At 65.3% G+C, this 22368-nt stretch carries 21 protein-coding genes; 7 read left to right on the top strand and 14 right to left on the bottom strand.

All coding sequences use genetic code 11. From position 1 onward, the window contains the following. Positions 1 to 57: 57 nt before the first annotated feature. Both AOP72_RS03735 and AOP72_RS03730 read right to left on the bottom strand, forming a co-directional pair. Positions 58 to 912, bottom strand: coding sequence for an ABC transporter permease (locus tag AOP72_RS03735; protein ID WP_062132576.1), 855 nt, complete (start codon positions 910 to 912; stop codon positions 58 to 60). Then, a complete protein-coding gene (locus AOP72_RS03730) occupies positions 909 to 1880 on the bottom strand; it encodes an ATP-binding cassette domain-containing protein (protein ID WP_062132573.1) in 972 nt (323 codons plus the stop codon). The genes AOP72_RS03735 and AOP72_RS03730 overlap by 4 nt, the downstream gene beginning before the upstream one ends. A 117-nt stretch (positions 1881 to 1997) precedes the next feature. Here AOP72_RS03730 and AOP72_RS03725 point away from each other — a divergent pair, with 117 nt between their 5' ends. Further along, positions 1998 to 2654, top strand: a complete 657-nt coding sequence (locus tag AOP72_RS03725; protein ID WP_062132570.1) for a TetR/AcrR family transcriptional regulator — start codon at positions 1998 to 2000, stop codon at positions 2652 to 2654. Here AOP72_RS03725 and AOP72_RS03720 read toward each other — a convergent pair. The 3 genes from AOP72_RS03720 to AOP72_RS03710 all read right to left on the bottom strand — a co-directional run bounded on the left by AOP72_RS03720 (position 2620) and on the right by AOP72_RS03710 (position 5352). Continuing rightward, positions 2620 to 4383 carry an AfsR/SARP family transcriptional regulator gene (locus tag AOP72_RS03720; RefSeq protein ID WP_062132567.1) on the bottom strand — a complete coding sequence of 588 codons (1764 nt, stop codon included), beginning with the start codon at positions 4381 to 4383 and terminating at the stop codon, positions 2620 to 2622. The genes AOP72_RS03725 and AOP72_RS03720 overlap by 35 nt on opposite strands. 33 nt (positions 4384 to 4416) lie before the next feature. Further along, positions 4417 to 4689, bottom strand: a complete 273-nt coding sequence (locus tag AOP72_RS03715; protein ID WP_062132564.1) for a hypothetical protein — start codon at positions 4687 to 4689, stop codon at positions 4417 to 4419. Between the two features lie 216 nt (positions 4690 to 4905). After that, a complete protein-coding gene (locus AOP72_RS03710) occupies positions 4906 to 5352 on the bottom strand; it encodes a MarR family winged helix-turn-helix transcriptional regulator (protein WP_062132561.1) in 447 nt (148 codons plus the stop codon). A gap of 62 nt (positions 5353 to 5414) precedes the next feature. On the opposite strand from AOP72_RS03710, the gene AOP72_RS03705 reads away from it, so the two are divergent. Both AOP72_RS03705 and AOP72_RS03700 read left to right on the top strand, forming a co-directional pair. After that, entirely contained in the window at positions 5415 to 5783 is a 369-nt protein-coding gene (locus AOP72_RS03705) for a VOC family protein (protein WP_062132558.1), read from the top strand. Positions 5784 to 5842: 59 nt separating this feature from the next. Beyond that, on the top strand, positions 5843 to 6673 hold the full coding sequence (locus tag AOP72_RS03700) for an alpha/beta fold hydrolase (protein WP_062132555.1): 831 nt from the start codon (positions 5843 to 5845) through the stop codon (positions 6671 to 6673). Positions 6674 to 6807: 134 nt separating this feature from the next. Here AOP72_RS03700 and AOP72_RS03695 read toward each other — a convergent pair whose 3' ends face one another. Next, a complete protein-coding gene (locus tag AOP72_RS03695) occupies positions 6808 to 7110 on the bottom strand; it encodes a DUF427 domain-containing protein (protein ID WP_062132552.1) in 303 nt (100 codons plus the stop codon). Positions 7111 to 7175: 65 nt separating this feature from the next. Further along, on the bottom strand, positions 7176 to 7823 hold the full coding sequence (locus AOP72_RS03690) for an NADPH-dependent F420 reductase (RefSeq protein WP_062132549.1): 648 nt from the start codon (positions 7821 to 7823) through the stop codon (positions 7176 to 7178). Positions 7824 to 7915: 92 nt separating this feature from the next. Here AOP72_RS03690 and AOP72_RS03685 point away from each other — a divergent pair, with 92 nt between their 5' ends. Continuing rightward, on the top strand, positions 7916 to 8458 hold the full coding sequence (locus AOP72_RS03685; protein WP_152650239.1) for a hypothetical protein: 543 nt from the start codon (positions 7916 to 7918) through the stop codon (positions 8456 to 8458). Between the two features lie 477 nt (positions 8459 to 8935). Here the strand turns inward: AOP72_RS03685 and drmB are convergent, their stop codons facing one another. From drmB to AOP72_RS03655, 6 genes are all read right to left on the bottom strand, one after another. Then, the gene (drmB, locus tag AOP72_RS03680) at positions 8936 to 10837 is read right to left on the bottom strand and encodes a DUF1998 domain-containing protein (protein ID WP_274519734.1); all 1902 of its coding nucleotides are present in this window, start codon (positions 10835 to 10837) and stop codon (positions 8936 to 8938) included. A 14-nt stretch (positions 10838 to 10851) separates the two neighbouring features. Beyond that, positions 10852 to 14364 (bottom strand): helicase-related protein, encoded by a 3513-nt coding sequence (locus AOP72_RS03675; RefSeq protein WP_238581599.1) that lies wholly within the window; start codon positions 14362 to 14364, stop codon positions 10852 to 10854. Further along, complete coding sequence (locus tag AOP72_RS03670) at positions 14361 to 16067, bottom strand: nuclease-related domain-containing DEAD/DEAH box helicase (protein ID WP_238581598.1); 1707 nt, start codon at positions 16065 to 16067, stop codon at positions 14361 to 14363. The genes AOP72_RS03675 and AOP72_RS03670 overlap by 4 nt, the downstream gene beginning before the upstream one ends. Beyond that, entirely contained in the window at positions 16055 to 17317 is a 1263-nt protein-coding gene (locus AOP72_RS03665; protein WP_062132540.1) for a DISARM anti-phage system protein DrmE domain-containing protein, read from the bottom strand. Before AOP72_RS03665 ends, AOP72_RS03670 begins: the two co-directional genes overlap by 13 nt. 257 nt (positions 17318 to 17574) lie before the next feature. Next, complete coding sequence (locus tag AOP72_RS13755; protein ID WP_238581597.1) at positions 17575 to 18435, bottom strand: hypothetical protein; 861 nt, start codon at positions 18433 to 18435, stop codon at positions 17575 to 17577. 188 nt (positions 18436 to 18623) lie between these two features. Next, complete coding sequence (locus AOP72_RS03655; RefSeq protein ID WP_062132537.1) at positions 18624 to 19634, bottom strand: DNA cytosine methyltransferase; 1011 nt, start codon at positions 19632 to 19634, stop codon at positions 18624 to 18626. A gap of 278 nt (positions 19635 to 19912) precedes the next feature. Here AOP72_RS03655 and AOP72_RS13750 point away from each other — a divergent pair, with 278 nt between their 5' ends. Together AOP72_RS13750 and AOP72_RS03650 are read left to right on the top strand one after the other, a co-directional pair. Continuing rightward, positions 19913 to 20038, top strand: a complete 126-nt coding sequence (locus AOP72_RS13750) for a PDDEXK family nuclease (protein WP_238581596.1) — start codon at positions 19913 to 19915, stop codon at positions 20036 to 20038. 9 nt (positions 20039 to 20047) lie between these two features. Further along, positions 20048 to 20617 carry a dihydrofolate reductase family protein gene (locus AOP72_RS03650; RefSeq protein WP_062132533.1) on the top strand — a complete coding sequence of 190 codons (570 nt, stop codon included), beginning with the start codon at positions 20048 to 20050 and terminating at the stop codon, positions 20615 to 20617. A gap of 37 nt (positions 20618 to 20654) precedes the next feature. Here the strand turns inward: AOP72_RS03650 and AOP72_RS03645 are convergent, their stop codons facing one another. Then, positions 20655 to 21704 carry a zinc-binding dehydrogenase gene (locus AOP72_RS03645; RefSeq protein WP_062132530.1) on the bottom strand — a complete coding sequence of 350 codons (1050 nt, stop codon included), beginning with the start codon at positions 21702 to 21704 and terminating at the stop codon, positions 20655 to 20657. Between the two features lie 77 nt (positions 21705 to 21781). Between AOP72_RS03645 and AOP72_RS03640 the strand changes: the two genes are divergently transcribed. Then, a complete protein-coding gene (locus tag AOP72_RS03640) occupies positions 21782 to 22354 on the top strand; it encodes a TetR/AcrR family transcriptional regulator (protein ID WP_062132527.1) in 573 nt (190 codons plus the stop codon). Positions 22355 to 22368 lie beyond the last annotated feature (14 nt).

Genomic DNA, 22368 nt, shown 5'->3' with positions numbered 1-22368 from the left:
GGGGTGCTCTCGACACGATGTCGAGCACCCCGCCTGAGCCCTAGCGCGGGACCGTGCTCATCGCGGATCCCTGTACTTCCACATGGTGAGCGACCCGAACACGGCCACGAGCGCCGCGGACCAGCCCACGACCCACACCATGGAACCGCCCACGGGCGTGTCGTTCATCAGTGCACGCACCGCGTCCACCACGTGGGCGACCGGGTTGACGCTGATCCAGCCCTGCAGCCAGCCGGGCATGGTGGTCGGGTCAGCGAAGATGTTGGAGCCGAACACCAGCGGCATGAGGATCATCATCGCGGTGCCCATGACGGCACGCTGCGATCGCATGATCAGCGCGAGGAACGTCCAGACCCACGTGAGGCCGAACGCGAACACCAGGAGCAGCAGCACTCCGAGCACCACCCCCATGAGCCCACCCTCGGGGCGCCACCCGATGACCAGGCACACCACCCCGGTGACCAGCGCCGCAAGCGTGTAGCGGGCCGCATCTCCCAGCAGCATGCCCACCAGGGCGGACGGTCGCCAGATCGGCAGCGAGCGGAACCGGTCGAACACTCCCCTGTCGATGTCCTCGCGCAACGTCGCCCCCGTGTACATGGTGATGAACAGCACCGACTGCACCAGGATCCCGGGAGCGAGGTACGCGATGTAGTCCTGCGTCGAGCCGGCGATCGCGCCGCCGAACAGGTACGTGAAGATCAGCGTCATCATCACGGGAAAGATGGTGACGTCGAACAGCTGCTCCGGCACGTGCTTGATCTTGAGCAGCGCGCGCCAGCCGAAGGTCATGGACGTCGACAGGGCGCTCGGCCGCGCTGGCCGCTCTCCCCTGGCAAGCGCGGCGGCGATCGCGTGGGGCTGCTGGCCCGTGGTCGTGGTGGCCGATGCGGGGGCCTCGGTGGCACTCATGCCGCCTCCTCCTCGTGCGGGTCCGTATCTTCTGCGGGATGGCCGGTCAGGGCGAGGAACACCTCGTCGAGGCTCGGCTGACCCAGGGAGAACTGGGCGACGTCGATGCCCGCCCCCTCGAGCGCACCCAGCGCCCGGGTGGCGCGGGCGCGGTCCTCGACGGACGCGCTGAGCGCCTGAGGGTCGGGCTCGCGGTTCACCTCGACGCCCAGCTCGCGGACCAGCACCTCATGAGCTGCGTCGCGGTCGTCCCGGTGCATCACGCGCACGTGCAGCGACCCGGCGCCCACGGACGCCTTGAGCTCGGTGGCGCTTCCCTCGGCGATGATCCTGCCGGTGTCGATCACGCTGATGCGGTCCGCCAGCTGATCGGCCTCGTCGAGGTACTGAGTGGTGAGCATCACGGTGGTGCCGTAGTCGACGAGCGCGCGGATGATGTCCCACACCTCGTTGCGGGCGCGCGGGTCCAGGCCGGTGGTGGGCTCGTCGAGGAACAGGAGCTCGGGGCTGACGATGATCGAGGCCGCGATGTCGATGCGGCGACGCATGCCCCCGCTGTAGTTCTTCACCTGCTTGCCTGCCGCATCGGCCAGGCTGAACGCCTCGAGCAGTTCGTTGGCGCGGCGCACGGCGGCGGTGCCCCGATACCCGTACAGGCGTGCGATGAGGCGCAGGTTCTCCATGCCCGAGAGGTCCTCGTCCACCGAGGCGAACTGGCCGGTGAGGCCCACCAGGCTGCGCACCTCATCCGCGTCGTGGACGATGTCGTGCCCGAGCACGCGGGCGTGGCCGGCATCGGGGCGGATCAGGGTGGCGAGCATGCGGATCGCGGTGGTCTTGCCGGCACCGTTCGGCCCCAGGAAGCCGTGCACTCCCCCGCGTGAGATGGCGAGGTCGATGCCGTCGACCGCGCGCAGGTCGCCGTACGTCTTGGTGAGACCAGCGGTCTCGATGGCAAGGTCAGTCATCAGGAATCCCCCGGGGTGGGTCCGGCTCGAGCAGACAGCGGCCGAGCCGGTACTATGTTCACAGTGTCCACATCGGACCAGCAACACGCTACACACCGATCCCCTAAGGTGCAACAGATGGCGACGACAGAGGAGACATACCACCACGGCGATCTGCGCCCCGCGCTCATCGACGCCGTGCTGGAGATCGCACGCGACGGCGGGGTCGAGCATCTCTCGCTGCGCGCCGTCACGCGGCTCGTGGGTGTCGCCCCGAACGCCGCCTACCGCCACTTCGACGACTTCCGGGCGCTCACGGTCGCGGCCGCACTCGTCGCGCAGGATCGCCTCGCGGCGGCCATGCGCGAGCAGACGTCGGCGCTGCTCGCCCAGGTCGACTCGGCACAGCCGGCGGCCGATGCGGCGATCGCCCGCCTGCGCGGGGTGGGCCTGGGCTACATCCACTTCGCGATCGCTGAACCGGGATGGTTCGCGCTCGCTCTCCTCACGTTCGATCCGAACTCGAGCGGTGAGCCGAGCGTCACTGTCGATGCTCAGGTGCCGCCGCCGTTCCAGCTGCTGCTGGACGCCCTGGACGGCATGGTCGAGGCGGGCGCACTGTCCCCCACCGAGCGCGAGCATGCCGAGTGGCCGTGCTGGTCCGCCGTGCACGGCTTCGCGGACATCGCCACGCGCGGACCGCTCCAGCGCCAGCCTGCAGAGGTGCTCTCGGCCCTCGGCGCCCACGTGGTGGACCGCATCATCGCCGGGCTGCACCAGCACCAGCACCGCTGAACGCGGGCGCACGATCCGGGGCGATCTCGTCCAGCAGCGCCGTCGCCGCGTCGAGCATGCCGTCCATGCCGTAGCGCACCGCCACCGCTTGGAGCGTCTCGGCCTGCTCTCGCGCCATCGTGAGATCGCCCCAGTCCATCGCCATCCGTGCGGCCGCGAGCGCCACGTCGGCGCGGACCCAGACGTGGGCGTCGGTCTCCCGGGCACAGGCGCGTGCCGCAGTCGCGAGCCACCACTGAGCGCCGGCGCGGTCGAGCTCCGCGTGGCACGCGAGCGCCATCGCCTTGGCCGCGAGTCCCTGCCAGCACGCATCGCTGAGTTCGCAGGCCGTCGCGAAGGTGGACTCGAGCTCCTCCCTCACCCCGCGGGGGTCGCGGCCCAGCGCGAGGTTCACGTGCGCGCGCCACGACTCCACGCACGGCCGGAACGCGTTCCAGTGCTCGGCGTCGATGATCGCCAATGATTGATCCAGCCACCGCTGCGCGCCCGCATAGTCGCCCAGCCCGTAGAGCGTGCGCCCGCCCACTCCCAGGGACCACGCCTCTCGCCGCACCTTGCCGGCCGCCCGCGCGTGGTCGATCGCGGCGCCGAACCGCTCCGCGGCCTCGGCCAGCCTCCCGCGGTCATGCAGGTCCGTCGCCTCGATCGACGCGACCGTGGCCAGCAGCCCACGGTCGTCCCCCGCGATCTCCCGCGCCCACTCCAGGTGGAGGCCAGCGGTCACGCGGCGACCGGACAGCACGTCCACGTAACCGAGCTCGGCCAGCGCACGCGACGCGACCGCATCGTGCCCGGCATCCATCGCGACCGCGACCGCGCTGCCGAGCACCACCGCACCCTCGTCGTCGTGGCGGTGGACCGCGTGGACCAGCGCCGTGCCGAGCTCGAGCAGGCACTCGGCCAGCAGGGTCGCATCGTCCGCCTCGGCCGCTGCCGCCGCAGCGCTGCGCAGGCGGTCGATGCCGCTGGCAGGCACGCCTGCGGAGAGCGCTGCGAGTCCCGACGCGCGCAGAGCCGCGGACGTCGCGCGCGGCGACACTCCGGCCGGCAAGGGCTGGGGCGGTGGCGTGGCCGCGTCGCGCAGCGCGCTGCTGGGAGCGATGCCCAGTTCACGGCGCAGCATCGCGGTCGCGGATTCGGCCTGCTGGGACGCGGCGTCGTGGCGCCCGGCCGCCGAGAGAGCCGAGATCAACAGCACGTGCGGACCCTCGGACAGGGGATCGCGCGCCACGAGCACCCGCGCCAGGTCGATTGCGCGCTCGGCGTCCCCTCCGGACATGGCGCGAATGATGGCCTCCCGGATGCCGCCGCACACCTCGGCGTCCACCCGCTCGCGCTCGACCAGCAGCCACGTCTCGAACGACGCGCTGTCGCGCACGTCGACGCCCTCCAGCAGCCGCCCCTCGGGCGGGAGCCCCGTGAAGCGGCCGTGCGAGGCCACCGTGACGTCCACTTCGATGCCTGGACCCAGGTCGCCCGTGAGCGGGTTGCCGTGGAAGGCATCCGGCGTGCCGAGCCGCCGGCGCAGCTCGGCGAGGCTCCAGCGCAGCGCGCCCATGGGGTCGTCGGCCTGCGAGAACAGCTCGTCGACGAGGCTCTGGCGCGTGACGGGTTGCGGCGACCTCACCAGTCGCGCGAGCAGGGCCCACGACTTGTGACCGCGGGGGCCCGGTATCGGCACGCCTTCGCGTTCGAGCCGCGGGCGCCCCAGCAGTCGGACTGTCAACATGGGGCCGGGCCTCCCCTCACCCGTGAGACGGGCTCATACCGCCAACGCTACTCCGTGGAGCGCAAGCAGGCTCGACGCCAGTTCGTGCCGATGGACCGCGTCGGCGTACGCGGCCTCCCTGCGGAGGATCGCGAACGCTCGCTCGCGCGCGATCTCCGCACCGTGCCAGTCGGTCAATGCCGCCGCGGCGCCGGGGTGGTCGGCCTCGGCGCTGCGGGCGAGCACGTCGAGTTCATTGCGCACGGCACCCGTTCCACGCTCCAGAATGATGTCAGCGATCCGGTCGAGAATTGCCTTGAGTTCCATGATGATGCCCCTTTCCTGTGGTGACACCGCCATCGTTCATCGCGCGCATGTGACGGGGCGTGTGACGCCGGAAGGAACCCGAACGTCGCAGGAAATCACCTGGTAGGCCTCCGGTGAGCGGCACAGTTCCGAGCCGCGGCGCGTGCCCGCTGACCCCTCACAGGATGCCCAGCGCACCCGTGCCGGCGTCCCCGCCGTCCGGGGGCCCTTCGCCGGCTACCCCTGACGAAGGGACGCGACCATGGTGCGGAGCACGCGGAGCGCCGCCGACTGATCCGCGTCGGTGAGATCGGCCAGCATCCTGCGCTCGACACCGCGCACTGCGGCGGTGGCCCTGTCAAGGCTGCGGCGCCCGTGGGGCGTGAGTCGCGCCGGGAGCACCCTTCCCACCGACGCCTCGGCCGGCCTGCTCACCTGCCCCTGTCGCTCCAATGCCTGCAGAAGCACATTCATCGACTGGCGCGTCACGAATGCGCGCCGCGCGAGCTCGGAGTTGGACAGGCCCGGCCGCTGCGCCAGGAGTTCCAGGCACGCGTAGTGCGTCACGGTCATGCCGAGCGGCTTCAGCACCTCCTCCATGGAGAGGCGAAGGGCGCTTGAAGCCTCCTTGAGGAGGTAGCCCACGGAGGTGTCGAGGTCGATGCCGTCAGCGTCTTGACTCATGTCAGGATTCTGACATAGATTGCGTCATGTCAGAAAACTGACACACCGAGAAGGAGCTGCTCATGCCCGTCACCGGACCCGACTTCATTTCACTGCAAGCGCGCGATCTGGATGCGTCGCAGGCGTTCTACGAGACATACCTGGGACTCGTGCGCTCGCAGTCTGGGCCGCCGCACGCGGTGGTGTTCGAGACCCAGCCCATCGCGTTCGCACTGCGCGAGGTCGTCGAAGGGACTGACCTCGACTCCGTCGCGCAGCCCGGCATCGGCGCGGCGCTGTGGATGCACGCGACCGATGTCCAGGCGATCCATGACGCGCTCGTCGCCGACGGCCACACGATCGTGTCGGCGCCGATCGACGGCCCGTTCGGCCGCACCTTCACGTTCGCCGACCCGGACGGGTACCACCTCACCCTCCACGACCGCACGTGAATCGCGTGGCGCGGGGCCGGCCTTTCGGCGTGGCGTCGCGTCCCTGAGAGGATTGGACGATGGACTCCCCCACGCTCGCTCGCACACTCCACTGGCGCGGCCGCTCCGTCGCGTGGGACCGGTTCGGGGACGGCCCTGCGCTTGTCCTGCTGCACGGAACGCCGTGGTCCTCGGCGCTTTGGCGACCCATCGCCGACGAACTGAGCGCTCGCTACACCGTCTACCTCTGGGACATGCCCGGCTACGGGGCCTCATCCAAGGATCCAGACCACGACGTCGACCTCGCCACTCAGGGCGAACTCTTCGCGCATCTGCTCGACCAGTGGGGGCTGGACCGACCGCATGTGGTCGCCCACGACTTCGGCGGAGCCGTCGCTCTGCGAAGCCGAATTCTTCACGGAGCACGGTACGCATCCCTGTGCCTTGTGGACGTGGTGGCGCTATCGCCGTGGGGCTCGCCGTTCTTCACCCTCGTGAAGGATCACGCAGATGTCTTCAGCCGATTGCCTGCGGCCATCCACCGCGGCGCCCTCGAGGCATACATCCGTGGAGCGAGTCATCGTGGCCTCAGCGAGGACGATCTTGCGATGCTCGTGGCACCATGGCTGGACTCCGAGGGGCAGAGCGCGTTCTACCGGCAGATCGCTCAGGCCGACGAGAGCTATACCGACGAGATCGAGGGACGCTACGGCACCATCGATGAGCCGACACACATCGTGTGGGGCACTGCTGATACGTGGATCCCTGTGGACCGCGCGCACCGGCTCAAGCAGGCGATCGGCCATGCCTCGCTCGCCGAGGTCGACGGCGCCGGCCACCTCGTCCAGCTCGATGCTCACCGAGAACTCTCTGCGGAACTCACGCGGTGGCTCACGAGGCAGGCCCCCTGAAGACCCGGCTGGCCCGAGCGTGGCCTCGGGCTTTCCACCTCAAGTCGCGACGCCACGCGCAACCGGGCGAGCGGGCATTCACGTCAGTGAGTGCACGCCCGCCCGGCAGCGGTCAGAGCTTCGACGTTGTTGCTCTACTCCGTGATCTCGACCGAACGGTCGAAGGCCACGTAGCCGGAGAAGTCCTTGCCCACCCGGTCCACCGCTCCAGGCAACAGGTCGTTGTAGGACCATGCCGCATCGGCCTTCTCGCCGGTGTCGGTGGTGGCGTTGTAGTACTGCGCGTCACCCTTCCATGGGCAGTGGTACTGCGTGGGGCTCGTGGGCGTGACGTTGTCCGTCAGGCTCGACGGCGGGAAGTACCAGTTGCCCTCGATCTTCACGAGGTCGTCGGTGCTCGCCTCTGCCAGAACAGTGTCGTTCAGAATCGCCTTCATGGGGTTACCTCCGTGGTCGGTGGCGCGCTTCGGTCGAAGCCGCCGTCAAGGGGTGATGCGGGGGTTCAGATCTGCTGGACGCGATCGACGTCGCGCGTGAGCGCCCGCAACTCGTCTGCGGTGGTGCGCTTCACGTATGCGGGGGTGTCGCGCTCGACCCGCCAGCTCTCGCTCAGGGGGCCGAGGTCCACTGCGTCGAAGCCGAGGTCGTCAAGGAAGCCCACGACCACCGCCTTGGCGTGGCCGTTGTTGCCAGCGATGGGCAGCGCGCGGCGATCCGGGTCCCCCTTGGGAAGCCCGTCCGTGGGGATCTGCTTGGCCGGAATGTTGTTGAACGCCTTCACCACGTGGCTGTACGGCAGCCGTGCCTGCAGCAGCTCGGAGGTGGTGGTCTCGTTGCGGTCCAGTGCCTCGATGCGACCGTCCCGCTGCGGGTAATAGTTGTTCGCGTCCATCACGATCTTGTCCTCGAAAGGCTCGACGGGAAGATCGCCGATGCTCTTGAGGGGGATCGCGACCAGCACGATGTCTCCCTTGCGGATGGCGTCCTCCACCGTGACGGCTGTGGCGTGCTTGCCCAGGTCCCGCGCCAAGTCCTGCAAAGTCTCGGGGCCGCGCGAGTTCGCGATCAGCACCTCGTGCTCGTGGTCGACGGCGGCGCGAGCGACGTTGGAGCCGATGTTACCGGCGCCGATGATTCCGATGGTGGTCATGGTCGGAAGAACGTGCAGGTTTGGGTGGGTATTCCTGATGGGCCTGGCACCGGAGCTAGCTTCTTGCCTAGTACTCGGGCAAGCTGCACCACGTGGCCAACCAGTATCCGATGTGGAAGTACTACCCGCTGAACTCGACCCCGCCGGAGTGGGTGGGCGACGTGGTCGATACGGTCAACCGAGCGGAACTCGCCATCTCCACGTTCGATGCGCACACCGGGCTGAGCTCCGACGCCGTACTCGCAGAATTGCGACCCGGACTTGAGGCGTTGGGTTTCGAGGTTGAGTCGGGTAAGGGCGCGAACCAGAAGGTGCGTCGGACAGTGCTCTATGGCGAGAATGGCGTCCCCGAAGTCAACTACGACATCGACGCATTCAACGACTTCATCGGCGTTGCGGTCGAAGTTGAAGCCGGACGAGGTGCGGCGAACGGAGCGGACTACCGCGACATCGTTCGGACGGCACTGATCCTGGACGCCAACTACCTGGTCCTCATGCAGCCGTACGCGTATCGCTCCAACCCGAGCGCAACGGCGATCCACGCCTACTCCAATTCTCGAGCACAGGTGGACGCTATCTACCAGTCCCGAAGGCTCGAGCTGCCGTTCAAGGGCGTACTCCTCATCGGCTACTGAAGGCACTGTCGCGGGGCGACCGCAAGGTCAGCCAATGACTGTGACCTCACCGTCGAACGCGCGAGTCGGTTGCCCCTATCGCGTCCACGATGCGGCTCTCCCGGACGTGATCTCGCGCTCTGCTCCCGCCCCGCTGCAGGACCGTGTCTACCCAAGCCCTCGAGCGGGACACTGCAACCTCAACCACCCTCGTGCATGAAGACGCGCCATCGGCACTTGCCCAAACTGCGCCACGAAGATCCATTGAGCAAGGCCATCGCCTACACGGGGCTAAAACATGCCTTGTAGCGTGCACGCATCACCTGTCAGTGGTTAAGGCTGGATACGATCAAACCCTAGTCGGTGGAATCGCGTGCTACAGAAAACAGAGGTAACACCTCCGGCCGGTCGGGCATACATATGCGCACAAGCGGCCTTGTGCCCTCCAGTGCAGGCCTCCGCGAGTCACACAGAAGTAGCCTCCTAGTACCTAACCGGCTAGCCACGAAGCGATGAAAGAAACCCCAACTCCGGGTCGGCCAACGTGCCAATCACGAGCCCTCGGTCCATGAACCGATTGAATTCTTCGCAACTCGTTTCCGGTAGCAGCGCACAGCTATGACAGGCAGCAAGGTTGCACGACTCGGGGCCCTGGCCCTTCTCACCTGCATCCATGCACACAGGGTCTGTGGAGCACCAAGCCGCCTTCGTAACCGCAGACCGGAACACTGCAGCCAAATTGTCAGGCCGCGCCATCCTAACTAACCCTCCCATCGTTCCCTCTGAGTCGCCCGCAGCCGTGTAGATTAGCAGTCCCGCCATGAGCCGTTTGGGGTCGTCCGAGACGTATAGGCGTTCGCGCAGTGAAGCCGAACTGTAGCCGCAAGTGAACACCAGTTCATTGATGAGCAAGTGCGCGAGAGTATGAAGCATCACGAACCGCGGCCCCAAAGCACGGGCTTCCAGACCCCGGGCGGAAGCGACGGTCCCGTAGTGATCAGTGATCTTTTGGGCGCGGCTCCGAACTCCCGGATGGCGCTCCCATTCCGAGAGCGTCTGGTCGTCCAATTCTATGTAGATGCCCTCGCCCCTTACCACATACGCTGGCAGCCAATCCTGCTCAGGCGGGAGAGGGTGACGTCGCAACTGGTGCTTCCCCACAGATAGCCGGAGCGCGTCGTCGTTGACGCGCGTAAATCCGCGGAGCGCGCGGGTCTCCCGAAGCGCGTCGACCGAACGCACGCGCGCCAGGTAACGTGCGAGGCCATGATCAACGCCGGGGTCCGACGCTGCGAGATAGTCGTTCTGGGGTTCCTCGCGGATTCGCATGTACTCCGGGTACCGCCACTCATCATCTCCCGTCAGAATCTCCATCGTCCCGCTGTTCAAATTGGCGAGCGTGTCACTGTCTGATCCGAGGTACTCGAGATAGGCAGCCATAAGATTGTCGTCCGAGTGCGGATTAAGAACCTCCGGAGAGAGATGCTTCATCAACTGATTTCGAAGCTTTGCGGGCGTAATGTCTATTCCCACGAACTCGCGAAGCATTCCAAGTCCAGTGCGAACACCTGGGTGGCGAAGAAATTCATGGAGTTCTGCACTAATCCCGCCTTCTTCCGGGGGTAGGTAGATCGACGACTCAACCTTCGGAAAATAGACATTGCCCGCAGCTCGGAGGGCGCCCCTCATCGGAAGGGAGCATGCACTCGCCGGTTCCGCGAGCCAAGGCATAGAACCGGTGCAGAGATACGGATCGTCGGCTGCGATCAGCTGATCACTTAGGTTTGTGTGCTCGACGCCACCAGGATCGGTTCGCGACTCCATTATCCCTCGCAACGACCGCTCCTTTCCGCAAGCGTCACACGCAACCACCTGCCCTTCAAGACCCCCACCGCCACGTGACTTCAACCGCAACGGACCAGAGCACCCGGGGTATCTCAAGCGGTGAACCCACTCGTTGAAAGGAAAGTCATCGAGATGGCCATGCTTGCAAACCGCGACGAATGGCACCTGCGCCATACGAGTCCTGTACCCCTTGCTTTGGCATTTCGCGTCGGGGCATATGTGCGCCACTTTCCTGGTCAGCGTGGCGCGCTCGAGTCGCTTGCAGTACATGCAGAAGGACCACAACGGGAATCGGAGCACAGGCACTCTGAGACCGACGTTGCGGTTGTCACCGTCCTTCGATCCTCTCCGGTGATCCGGCGGCAGCCGGAACCCTGAGACGTGCAGACGCTCCTGGAGCCTCCAGTCGTACTCCTGGTACTCCGCCTCATCGAGCGTCGTGGCCTGGTCATGGTCGAACCAATAATCTAGCCCGGCGGTAATCACCGATGTGCCATCGACCAGCACGCTCATCGCCCCGACACCAAAGGGCGCCACCAACTGTGACCGCCGCATCTTCCCGCTAGCCATCATTCCCCCTTGTGTTCGGGATCGTCCTCAAGTGCGTATGCCATCGAAACGGAGAGTTCGCACTCAGCGTCGACGTTCCTCATGCTTGTCGGCACGTCCCAGATCACGGCCCGGTTGTCGAGGTTCGGAAGCGTGCCCGCGTACCGCATGAGGCCTTGTCGTGGGTCTCCGCTGTGTGGGTTCGCATCCCACTCCGTACGCTCCCAGCGTTCCCATTGGCTTGCTTTGGACTTTGCGACGCGATCCAAGACGTGGAGTTCGCATTCATCAACGATTCTGGCGCGGTCCCGAAGGAGTGCTATCGCGCGGTCGTATGCTTCGCGGGGAAACGGGTACGGCTTCTCTTGAGCCGTGGCTTGCCTGATGTGCGCGACCACCGCGGCATGGAGCGCTCGTCGCAACACCGGCAGAGCAAAGGGTGTGACAGAGGTGGGCTCTACCTGTGCATAGAGTTGCTGATGGTAGGTGCGGAAGCGCTCGTAGTGGCTGCGGTCACGAGGCTTCATCGAGCCATAGATGGTGATGACAAGACCGGGACTCACCGATGGCCGTCGACCGACGCGTCCGCTTACTTGAATGTACTGAGCAGTCGTCTTTGGTTGGCCAACGATGGTCATCAGGCCGAGGCGCTCAATATCAACGCCCACCTCGATGATATTCGATGCGAGGCAGATGTCGACGGCATCCTGCGGCCCGCTGAAGTTGGGCCTGTACCGTCGCTGGAGCTCCTCGATCGCGCGAGGAATCTCATCCGACCGTCTCCGCGAGGTGAGCTCCATGGTTCTACCTGGGCGGGGCCATCGAGGTTCGATGCCGTCGCGACGCTTCAAGCCCGTCAAGTAGTCGGGAACGTCGGACTGAAGCAGGGAGACAGTGTTGCCCAACTCTCGCAAACTATTCAGGAAGTTGACGTTGGTCCAGTAACCGTCACGATGCTCCTCCGGGATCTCAGTCGCCCCTTGCAGCGTCGCAGCCATGGTCCGAACCTGGACCGTCTGGGTCGAACCGAGGGACGCACTCATCACGCCCAAGTAGCGCCGCCCCGGTTCCAGCGATCCGTCAGCGGCACGCGCCGGTTCCGCGAAGAACGAGTGGCCCTCCTCCAGGCCGTGAGGCGGGAACAGGGCCACCTCACGCCTGCCGAACAAACCAGCGATCTGCTGTCCGTAGCGCCGGACGGTCGCGGTGGACGAGATGACCTTCGGTACTAGGGGCTCACTTCTCCGGCGATCAGTACACAACTCATCGATGACCGCTTCGTACAGTCCGACCATGGAACCCAGCGGCCCAGAAATCAGATGCAGCTCGTCCTGCACGATTAGTCCGGGCGGAGACACCTCGCGTTTGCCACCATCACCGAGTCCGAACAGTCGCTTTGCTTCTGGGCGCCAGGCCAGCATCGCGAACTTGTCGACTGTGCCGATCAGAATCGATGGACGCGTTTCGTAGATGTCTTCATCGACGACGTGGACCGGCAGGCCCGCCTTTCGGCTGTAATGGCACTCCGGGTCGACGCACTGAAAGACAACCTTGTTCTCGGCGCGGCGATACTCATACCCGAGAACGACCTGACCGCCTCGCTTGGGCTTCGTGCCCATCTCGGCCCCACACCAAGGGCACCGTAGGAGTAGGAATCGGTTGCGCTCACGATGGTCGCGTTCCAGCCTTTTGCGCAAGTCGACTGCTGCGCTCCAAGTGTTCGGCGTCGAGTCCTGGCCGAGCCAGACGCCGATACCGAAGGGGGTGTCGCCGAGCGCGTCCGCGTTGTCTTCACGCATCTTTTCCAGCACGCAGACTAGAGAAGCCGCCCGTAGGAATTGCTGAGCGGTGAGTAGCCTCAACGTGTACCGCATGAGCGTGTCCGTTCCGGCGTCGCTTGGGTTCCGCAGACGGCGGGCCAACAGGCTAATCGCAGACGCTCCAAGATAGGCTTCTGTCTTGCCGCCACCGGTCGGAAAATAGATGAGGTCGACAAGAGCCCGCTCCCGCCGTGACGGCTCAACTAGTTCAGGAAGGCTCGCAAGAAGAAAGGCGATCTGGAAGGGTCGCCAGATTCCGCGGCCCTCCGGCACCGCAAACGTCGGGTGAGGGTCAACCACACGCCAGAATCCACCCTTAACGCTCTTGACCTCGCGGGTGGGGAAGTTGGATCGAACCTGCTGGTCCAGCATCGCTCGATTCGCCCAGCGGAATGCTCTCTGGGCGATGCCCGGGGAACTCGCCATCTCCCAACCAGTCTTCATGCGGGTCAGTGCTTCGTCCGCTCGGCGCATATGGGTTGTGGCAATGGGCTGCAGGTGGTCAGGCAGCCGCGGTATCTCGCCTCGGCGCCTTTGAATCCAGGTGGAGTAATGGCTGAGCAGACGCTCAACCTCATCATGGCCGGTACTGGTGCCATCTGCGAGCGCTTTCATACTCACCGAGATGACTTGACGGTCTCCTCGATCGTCAAGGACAAATTCTCCAGCCTCATCGGTCAGATACACGTCGGGCGTCAGGCTCTCAACTTCATGCGCGGGAAGAGCTACCGCTTCGACCCAAGTGCTCTGCGCTTCGCTTCCCGCGACCCATTCCGCCGCGCAACCGTGCCCAATCGCGAACGTTCGCTTCTTCCTGTAGAGCAGCTCAATCGACTGCTCTTCTTCGTCGTTATCCGGCAAGCGAACTTCGGGGTAAGGCTCAATGGCCGTGCCACCACCGACAGTCACCTTAAAGCCCATCTGGAAGAGAGCCGAGGCTGGACCGGTACCAGGGCTTTGGTTGACTATGGCGACGGTCACCAGCCGCTCGTCCGAACTCGAGCGCCCCGGAATGTGTCGACTCAGCGCCTTCACCGTAGGCGCAAGTCTCGGCGCCTCTCCGTCCGACACGGTTGGAATCACCGTCAGGTGTCCGACCCCTCGCAGCAGTGTTGACGCATCGATCTGGCCCCGGATCGTGAAGGGCGACCGGCGCCACCAATCAGCCACCCTCGCAACGCCGGGAATCGCAACCTTCAACCGCTCGTAGTAGGCGCCCGTCACACACACGTCGAGAGTGCCTCCCCCAGGGACTCGGCACTGAAACGAGATCGCCATGGCCGAGGGCTGTCGGCGATTGGCGTCGGTCAGGTCGAAGTCATCATCGTCAGCGGCTGGCTTCGATGTAGCGCCTTCCACCTCGACCGGCGGCTGGCTGGGATCGTCTTGGCTTTGGGGAAGTCCGGGTACCGCTTCGGAATCGTCAGCTGCTTCAGGTACTGAGTCGGCGCCCGAGGACGTTCCCCCGACCGAGCCGCCGCTGTAGAGGATTCCGACCCCATACCGCTGCAGCGGCGTGCTCTGGTTGAGGATCTCCTGTCCAGTGGCCTGGCAATGAAACTGGCCACGACTGTCCTCAACGGAGTCGAATTGCAGCGACAAACCGCTGCAGTCCAGCGGCCTGCCTCTCGGCTCAACAGTGTCGATGGGTCCGAACAACTCCCTCCTGACGGCTTCTTCGATGGTGTCCCGTGCGGCCACTCCGGACATCATGCACCCCCTCCTAGTGCTCGCTTGAGCGTCTCGGCTTCAAAAAAGGCGACAAGTCGGTCAGTCGCGCGCGTGAGGCCCACGTACATGAGCGACTCGAAATTTGGAAGGTTGGCGTCGCACAGGTCCGTCACGATCACCGCGGGGGCATCAAGGCCCTTGAACGCCTGGATCGTTGTGTAGAGAAGTCGGCCTGGGCGCACCCCCTCACTAGACATTGGCTCTAGGTTTTGGCGGAGCCATACGTTGCTAGTCTTCGCCGCCGCAGAGTTTGCCCGCAGCGGGCTGAGCACGACGATTTCATGCAGTGCAAACCCCTCGTCCCGGAGATTCCGAACAGCATCAACGAGCCGAGCCTCCTGGTCCTGCGCTAGGCCATACCGGACAATCATCGGCTCAACGTGATCATCAAGACGACGGAAGTCCGCGTACCCGGGTTGCAGCTCAGTGAGCGAGTTGACGCCGTAGCCTATGCGCGGGAGATTGCGGCAATTCACCGTAAGTCGGAACGTCGCCAACCTTGGAAGGCGCTCGGACAGCAACTCCCGGCCCGCCTGGTTCTCGAAGATGGACTGACGCTCAAAATCTCCGAAGAGGAGCAGTCGACCTTCTGCGAGTCCGCCCGAAACCATGAGGTCCAGCACGTCCAGGTACGGCTCGACCGCAATGTCCTGCACCTCGTCAATGACGGCGAAGTCCTGGACGGCAGCGTCGCCACGAGACACGAGTCCTTCCAGGGCCAACATCGGCAGTTCCTCGCGCCAGAACGCTGAATCCGCGCCTTTGGGAGCGGCACGCATGCCCGCGAGGCTGAGAAGGTCCTGATGGATCGTCCTGACCGTTAGTCCAGCGAGGCCCTTCGCGTCGCCTGCAAGCTGAGCCGCGAGAAGGCTGTTGAAGCAGAGGAGCCGCCCCTGACGGCCCTCAAGAGACTCGCGGCGAGCGGCCTCCAGCGCTAAGAACGTCTTGCCCGTTCCTGCGGCACCAGTGAACAGGACCTGGCGGTTGTCGACCATGGCGTCGAGCGCGCTGAACTGCTCTTCGACGAATCCCGAGAGCTGCGTTTCACGCGCGCGTCGCCGATCGCCTGGTGACATCGCCAGCTCGAACCGTGGTCGGAGCGCGCGAACAACCCGGTCGACTTCTTCGTTCGTTGGCCCCTTCGCCCCGCCCGAGAACGCCCTCGAAGTCGCTTCCAGATGAGCGATCCCAGCAGCGAGCGTGCGCTGGATGGCGCTGACTGCGTCCGCGAGATCTTTGGAGTCCAGGACTTGCCATGAGTGCCATTCGGGGCTGTCATCGAGCGTCCGCCGGGCAGGGGCTCCTGTGAACCACACCGCGCATAGCATCGGAATTGATCGCAAGGTGGTGTGCTTCTTGAGATAGCCACGAAGGCTATACATCTCGTCATGCGCCTGCTTGAACGGGCTACGCGCAGTGGGCGGGTCGCCGCCCAGCTTCCATATCCCGTCCGGCGACCGTTCGACGTTCAGGTGCGACTTGACTTCGATACACAGAATCCCGCCACCAGGTACGACGACGACGAAGTCCGCTTCGCCCTCGACCTGACTCACGTGATTCGCGATGTCGAGCGAGTGCAAGACCGCCCAACCGTCGGCGCCGCTGCTCGAACTCAGAGCGTCGAAAAGACTCAACTCGCCCGGTGCCACACCCAATGGTCGGACGGGTGGGATCATTCGAGCCATCGGCCACTCCTATCAGGTTCCGGGACGCGAACCTCATGCCTCGCGACGCGCCTGGTGAACGGCGACACCGCAAGCACGCGGGTCGCCAACATGGCACTGACCCCTACCATCGGTGCCTCCAACTCAAGAGTCCCGTCGCGCTCCAACGACGTCACGTCAGCCGCCGACACCGCGTGCTCAAGTTCTTCGCGGAGCCTCACGCTTGCCCGCAAGATCGCACGATGAAGGGCCGCAGCATTCTCGACGTATGGCTCGTGCGACAGCCCTAGCCAGGAGAGGAGTAGGCGGAAGTCCATCTCGCGCTGAGGCCGGATCAGTGCGGGATCAGTCCAGGCGCGCACCTGCGCGACCGCTTTGACGCCGTCGTCTCGCAGCGAACGAGTCACCATCACCAAGTCGCGCGTGCGGAGTCGATCCGCTAGGCGCGCCTTCCACTCACGCTGGCTCTCGGCGATGCCCGCTCCGCGGGCGCCCAGTTCGCCGAGCGCAATATCGACCAGGGCCTGATGCTCGGTTGCGCCCGGCCGCAGGAGCAAGTAGGTTCCCGGGCCCACGGAGTCGACCTCGACATAGGTCACGCGCTCGCCAGGAGGTTGCCTTGGATCAAAGGAGCGGATCTTGCCCGAATCCAGCCACATGGCCAGTTCCCCTGCTAGCACCACCCTTCTTGCATTAACAGCGTCCTGCCCTACTTCAACCACCGCATGAAGCCCACTACTCCAGCTCGGCCGCGGGAGTAGGGCCGTCTCCGCCTCTGCGGCGTCGTCATCCTGAGGCGGAGGATGATACTCAGCAAGCCGTTCGCCTACGTCAAAGATCCTGGCCGACACCTTGACGGCACCTTCAGCGTAGTCAGACAGCACCGAGTGCGGCAGGCTTCGATCTCCGAACCACTCAGGCACTAGAAACGTGACTCCGTACGACGCGGGTGCGGCCACCACTGGATGGGCGTAGAAACGCGGAGGCCCGACAACATACGACTGCTCGACCACGCTCGACGTCGTGCGCACCTCGCTCGCAGTGACTACTATCACGCCCAAGTCGCTGAGCCACCCGCGAATACCGTCTCGTGCTGCCACGCTCGCGGCAATCACGAGGCAGTCTTGGGCACCAACCTCGACGATCGACTCTCGCAACGTGGATCCGAACCCGGGATCGACCTCAGCCACTCTCTGTGCGGCGCCCGCAATCTCGTCAAGTAGATCCTCTTCACCGACGGCGCCGCGCAGCGAGTTCGCTTCATGCAACACCGACTCAACCCCTTGCAGCAATGCCGGGCTAGCGCTAATTGGCTGCGGATGTGTCGCCATGCGCCACCGTAGCGACTTCGAGGCACCGAGCAGGTCCTCCCACACTCCCGGCCCATCTGTTGTAGTGGCACGCAACACAGCGCGTACTGCACGGTCGAAGCGGGAACCTTCTTCGTCGACGACTACGAAGATCTCGACGCCCTGCTGTTGGACCTGTGCTGCTGCCCCATATCGATCCAAGAGTTGACGGGACCGGCTCATAGCGGCTCCGTATATGCCATGGCCTCGATGCCTCTTGGCGGACTCCAACGAAGATCACCACTCACTGAGAAGTGCGCCCCACGGACAACGCGGCGTCCTACGAGGGTCTCGGCCGCCCTATCGTCGGCCACCGAGCGGTCGACTACGCAGACGACCGCAGGCACGTCAATGTCGCTCAAATACTCGATCGCGCCGGAGCCGTCGAGGATCGCGCACATAGTCGCGTCTGGGAGGGGCAGATTCTCGGCGAGTCGCGTGCATGAGAGGACACGCGCGCCCATCGACGCGGCACCATCTCTGTCAGGAAGAAGTAGTGAAGACAGTGAATCTGCCGGACCATCGTCACCCTCAACTCCCAAGAGCGCCTGGAGGTCAAGCTCGAGCCATGCACGCGTGCCAATAAGTGCTAGGTCACTGGGCGGTGCGGCGAGCCGCACATCCCAAGCCCCGTCTACGTGCGCGAACCGGGCGATGCTCCCTGGATTCGGTCGGCGCATACGCGTCGCCGCGGGTACCGTGCGGAGCGGGGTCACGGCGCGGATCTCATCGAGGTGCCACCAACTCTCCGCAAAGAAAGCCGTCCCCGCCGCCTCATGAAGTTTGCCGAATGCGCCTGTCACGACGTACTTGTCGTTGACCGCGCGGATCCCCTGACCGCGCTCAAGCAAGCGCAAGACTTCGAGCGGCGAGCCTAGGATCTTGGGTTCGCGAGCCAGCGACCAGCCCGTGGCAATAATCGCAGCCGCGAAGTCTCGTCGTGGCACAGAGACCGCGACAACGAGCTTGCGATGTCCATCACCGTGCACAAGTCGGGCGAGCCGCGCGCCGAGCGCGAGAAGGCTACCGATCCAAGTCAAGGGAACGCCAGGGAGGTCGAGCTCAGAATCGGCCAACAGTAGCCGCGCCAGGGGGTACGACGGATCTGTATTCTCCCCGGTTCCCCGTGCGTGCCTCGCTGGCTCTCCCTGGTACATATGCGTCTATCGAACCGTACACCTGCAGTTTTCGCTCCTGCATCGAACCGGCTCCCGCGTAGAGGTCTGCGTCATTGCTCTACGACCGGGCTCTCCGACATGGCGTCCCGAATCGCCGTCGCAAGTGATTCTGCAAGTGGTGGTGGGACAGCGTTCGATACCTGCTCTACTTGCGCCGATAGTGTCCCTTCGAGCACGAACTCGGGGGGGAACCCTTGGAGAAGCATCGCCTCATAGACACTCAACCGGCGTCTCCCATTGGGGTGAACGTGGATCTCTCGGTGGCCGTACGCCACGGTCGGGCTCGGTTTGTCCCAATCAAGGCGACGAAAACTCCGGCCGGACTGTTCAGCACCATTCGGCTGCGAAAACTTCTTGGACACCGGACGCATCGTCCAATGATTCGTGTGATGTGGAATCTCTGACGCATCCAGCTCACGCGAGAAGAACGTCGGCTCGGGAAGAGTTCCGATTGCCGACCTGACAGACAAATCTGTCGAGTCCACCTTCACTGGTGCGAAGCGCTTGGCGACCGTTCGATCCCGGAAACCCGAGATTATGACACGCCGCCGAGCCTGGGGCACGCCATAGTCAAGTGCCGAGTATTCCTTCACATCAGCAGTGAATCCCATTTTCTTGAACTTGGCAAGAATCCCCGAGAAGACTTCCGCGTGTTTTGCATCGCGGATCCCAAGAACGTTCTCAAACAGGACGAAGTCGACTTGATACTTCTCTTGAAGTGACTCGACGATCTGCAGATAGAGCATCGGCAACCGATTCCGCGGATCGTCGGCGCGTGAGTTGGTGTTGGCACGCGAGAAGCCCTGACACGGGGGCCCCCCGATGACCGCGATAGCCTCACCGGGGTTAAGCATGTCCTCCAATTGTTCGAGGACACCGGCGGGCCCGAGTTCTGTCAGGTCGGCCGCGATCGACTTCGTGCCCGGGAAGTTTCTTCGGTGTGTTTGGATCGCCGCTAGCGATCGGTCGAGCGCGAACACAAGACTGAATCCAGCCTCATGGAAGCCCAGATCTAGCCCTCCCGCGCCCGAGAAGACACTCACGATTCGCGGCAGCGCCATTCACGCCCCTCACTCCAACTTCGCCAACAATGAAACGCGCCCGTGCAGTACGGAAGACGTAGGCCGACACGGTCTTTGACCAAGACTCTAGCGGGGCACGCACTAAAGATCACGCAGTGCTTGCCCCAACGAACCAAACTGGCGACGAGCGCAGCGGATCTAGATGCCACCGTGCAACGGACGCAGCGAGCTCACCAGGCCTCACGCAGGGAACGTCATGGATTGGCTACCGGGTGCCCACACTCGCGCGGAATCGCGAGCGAGACTCGGAGACCAACGTGGCACTCCGACAAGCGGGATGGACGGTGCTCCGCTACTGGGAGCACGAAGATCCCGCAGTGGTGGCCACCAACATCGTCGAGGTCGTGCGATCACGCCGCGCGCAAGCGAACGACGGGTCTTAGCCTGACCCCATGGGACGCATCATCGTGGAGCAGCACGTCACCGCCGACGGGTTCGCCGCCGGACCTAACGGGGAGCTGGACTGGGTCGACGCCTCGGTCTCGGAGCCGGGGCCCATGGTCGATCAGGCGCTCGCCGAGTTGGAGCACGCCGACGCCATCCTGCTGGGCGCGAACACCTACCAGTTGTTCATCGGCTACTGGCCGCACGCGACGGCGCAGCACGATCCGCTCGCCGAGCCCATCAACCGGCTGCCCAAGCACATCATCTCGTCGACGCTCGGCGAGGCCCCGTGGGGGCACCATGCGCCCGCCACCGTCGAGACCGGCGATCCTGCCGACATCGCCGATCAGCTCAAGGCCCACTACGAGCGCGACATCATCCTCTGGGGAAGCCTCCAGCTCGCATCGGCACTCCTGGACGCTGGCCGCGTGGACCAGTTGCGCCTGCGGGTGGCGCCCGTGGTGCTGGGGCGCGGCACGGCACTGTGGGACGCCGCGCTCCTGCCCCGGCACCTCACGCTGAGCTCCGCCACTCCCCTGCCCACCGGGCAGGTCACGCTCATCTACGACTTCGCGTGACGACTCAACCCCGAAGCGATACGCAGGTCTCTCGTGATCACGGGCGGAGCAGGATCTTGCCCACGTGCTCGCGTCGCTCAAGTTCGTCCTGAGCCTGGGCGGCCTCCGCAAGCGGGTAGGTCTTCGCCACCATCGGCTCGATCTGCGCCGTGCGCGCCATGTCCATGAGCTGCTCGAAGTGGGCGCGCGTGTGCATCGAGGAGCCGATGATCTGAATGTTGTGCAGATACAGCCTGCGCACGTCGACGTTGATCGCGTACCCTCCGAGGGCGCCCGCGACGACCCAACGGCCGCCCTCGCGCACGAGCGGGAGCCCCTCGGTCAGCAGATCACCGGCCACGACGTCGAGGACCACGTCCACGCCTTCGGGCGCGACTTCGCGCAACTGCTGGGTGACGTCTCCGCCACGGTCCATCACCTCGTGGGCGCCCGCCTCGCGCACGGCCTCGATCTTGGAGCCGCTGCTGATCGCGATCACGTGTGCACCTTTGGCGCGCGCGAGCTGGACCGCCGCGAGCCCCACACCGCCCGATGCGCCCGAGACCAGCGCGGTCTCCCCCTCGCGCAAGCGCCCGCGCTCGATCATGCCGAGAGCGGTGCCGTACGCGGTGGGGAGCGACGCGAGCTGCTCGTCGACCAGCGGCGAGCCCGTGACGTCGTGGACGTGGGTGGAGGGGGCGGTCGCGTACTGCGCGTAACCGCCGTCGCGCTCGCTCCCCATGAGCCCCACCGGGTGGGCGTCGGGGCCGTCGCCGTCGTAGATCGCGGGGTCGACGACGACGCGCGTGCCGATCAGAGCGGCGTCGACACCGTCGCCGACTGCGACCACCTCGCCGGCGACGTCCGCCCCCTGAATGCGCGGGAAGTCGATCGGGCCGCGCCAGCCGGCGAGCGCATCGGGATCCTCGGGAAGTCCGTAGGCGCCCTGGCGCGTCCACAGGTCCGTGTTGTTGAGCGCGACCGCGCTCACGCGCACCAGCACCTCGTTCTCACCCGGCCGAGGAACCGAGACCTCGGTGTGCTCGAGCACCTCGGTGCCGCCGTGAGCCGTGATGCGGACCGCGCGCATGGTGTCGGGGACTGTCATAACGTTGCTCCTTCTCGTCGTGGGTATACTGATCGGTGAACTCATGCCAATGTATACCGATCGGTGAAGGATTGCCAATGCGCAGCACTGAGACGATGTCCCCCGCGGCCAGCCGCGTGCTCGACGCCGCCGAGGAGCTGTTCTACTCGCGCGGCATCACCGCGGTGGGCGTGGACCTCGTTGCCGAGCGCTCCGGGGTCACCAAGCGGACGCTGTACAACCGATTCGGCTCCAAGGACGGCCTCATCGCCGCGTATCTCAGCTCGCGCGACGAACGCTGGCGCGCCGAGGTGATGACCGCGGTGGAGTCAAGCGGCAGCCCGGCCGATGCGGTCACCGCTCCCTTCACGGTGCTCGCCTCGCAGGACCGCAGCAGCGCGCGCGGCTGCGCGTTCATCAATGCCCTCGCCGAACTCCCCGACGCCGACCACCCCGGCCGCCGCATTGCGATGGACGAGAAAGCGTGGCTGCTGGACCTGTTCGCACGCCTCGCGACGGACGCCCGATGCGCGGAGCCGCCCGCTCTCGCGCGCCGGCTCATGCTCATCCACGAGGGCGCGCTCGCCACCGAGCCGCTGTCACGAGGCCTCCTGACCGACGCAACCGAACTCGCGCGGTCGCTCGTGCGCGAGGCCGCGCAGCGGGCCTAGACGCCGGCGGTCCG

Origin of the sequence: Demequina aestuarii, assembly GCF_000975095.1 — a bacterium.
GTDB lineage: Bacteria > Actinomycetota > Actinomycetes > Actinomycetales > Demequinaceae > Demequina > Demequina aestuarii.
Note: the sequence above shows the minus strand (reverse complement) of the source record. Positions and strands in the feature narration are given on the sequence as shown.